The 1,579-nt window shown below is 30.1% G+C and carries 3 protein-coding genes; 2 read left to right on the forward strand and 1 reads right to left on the reverse strand.

From position 1 onward, the window contains the following. Window positions 1-868: hypothetical protein (locus ABZ953_RS39365; protein WP_361734348.1), on the forward strand; the 868-nt coding region annotated here is incomplete at its 5' end. 290 nt (window positions 869-1,158) lie between these two features. Here the strand turns inward: ABZ953_RS39365 and ABZ953_RS39370 are convergent. Beyond that, entirely contained in the window at window positions 1,159-1,290 is a 132-nt protein-coding gene (locus ABZ953_RS39370; protein WP_257792705.1) for a hypothetical protein, read from the reverse strand. A 75-nt stretch (window positions 1,291-1,365) separates the two neighbouring features. On the opposite strand from ABZ953_RS39370, the gene ABZ953_RS39375 reads away from it, so the two are divergent. Continuing rightward, the gene (locus ABZ953_RS39375) at window positions 1,366-1,569 is read left to right on the forward strand and encodes a hypothetical protein (RefSeq protein WP_361734350.1); all 204 of its coding nucleotides are present in this window, start codon (window positions 1,366-1,368) and stop codon (window positions 1,567-1,569) included. Window positions 1,570-1,579: the final 10 nt, after the last annotated feature.

Consider the following 1,579-nt stretch of genomic DNA (forward strand, 5'->3'; position numbering starts at 1 on the left):
TTTAAAAGTGGACGATACTAAAAAATATACCACTTATCTTTTAGAGGGAAGCGAACAAACCAAAAAAATTAGAGATAGAAGTTTAAAAAATGATAAATTTTTAAAAGAAAATCTCAAAGAACGGATAGAAAAAAATACCATTGGTTATTCAGTTGAGGAAGTCGTGAAACTTTGGAAAGACAAAGAAAGCATTCAAGAAAAAGGACAAGAAAAAGAAATTTCAATTTTGGTAGAAGATTGGCAAATTGAGAAAGAAACTGAAAATTTTTTATACGTAACGATTGATACTGTTTTAGATAAAGAAGCGACAATAAAGATACCTGCACGTTGTGTCGATAAATTAGAAAATGGCGATTATCAAGTCTTTATCAAAAATAAAGACCGATTTTCTTATCTTGATAAGAAAAGTCCGGCAAACAATAAAATCATGTATGGAACAACTGTTGCTAAAAATCTACAACGACAAAGTGGAAATGTCCCTCTTTATTCTGACAATGCCAATATCAAACTCAAACAAGTCTTTCATGAGTTCGATTTCTTGATTAGTCAAGGACTTGGTTTTGATAGAAGTTTTGAAACCATAGGAAAGGACTTAAAAGCCACCTATCAAGAAACAGAAAAGCAATTAGATAAATTAAATACAAAGATTATAGAGTATGTCGAACAAAACAAAAGTTTAGATTATGTAGATACCACTATCAGAGATACAATAAAAAATCTAAAACTTGAACGTGATGATTTAAGAGATACTTTATATAAAGTCGATAAAAACATTCAATACTATCAAAAATCAGAACAGCGATTAGAAGCCTATCAAAAAAATCAAAGTCCAAAACACAAAGCACGTGATGATGATTTTGAAATTTAGATGATTAAATAATCAAGCTGCTAGATCTTAAATTTTGGTTTTTAAATTTTAGACCTAGCGACTTGATTGAGTTTTAAAAAAACTCTATTTTTTACAAAGTAAAAAATAATGCTCCTGTCGTTGAGCAAACCAACGAAAAAGCACTAAAGAAATTGAAAAACGAATTTTTCACTCCCTTTAATGCTTGAATCGTCCTATAAGCTCATATTTTGCCTTTTAAGCCCTTTTAAAAGCATTCTGATGGCGTTTTATTCATTGAGTTGACTCCTCTCTAACATAAAACTATAACTTTAGTTAAAGTAATCTTTATTCTTCTTGAAATGCTCTATTAAGGCTTCTCTTATAACAGCCTTTGCTCCGCCTTGAAGTTTACCTTTCTTCTTTCCTGCTATTTTAATTGCTTCTTTGAGTGCTGGTTCCATTGCTACTGAATAAATCACTTGTTCATCTTCAGCTTGTTGTTTCTCAATTTCTTTTTCGTACTCTTCCCATTTTTTTTGAACTTTCTTGTAAAAAACTTTTTGTTTGAGTTAGTCGGTTCTGTTTATGTGGAAGATGATTATATTAGACTTGTCTCTTTGAATGATGATATAGATTTTGAAGGCAATCGACTATTTCCTGATATTCTTCTTCCAAGAGATGAAAATACTCAAATCATTGGAAAAGTTATTGAAGCCTTTACTCCAATTGAAAAAGTATAAAAAAAGTGAC

Source organism: Streptomyces sp. NPDC046465, from assembly GCF_040646035.1.
In the GTDB taxonomy this organism is placed as follows: domain Bacteria; phylum Actinomycetota; class Actinomycetes; order Streptomycetales; family Streptomycetaceae; genus Streptomyces.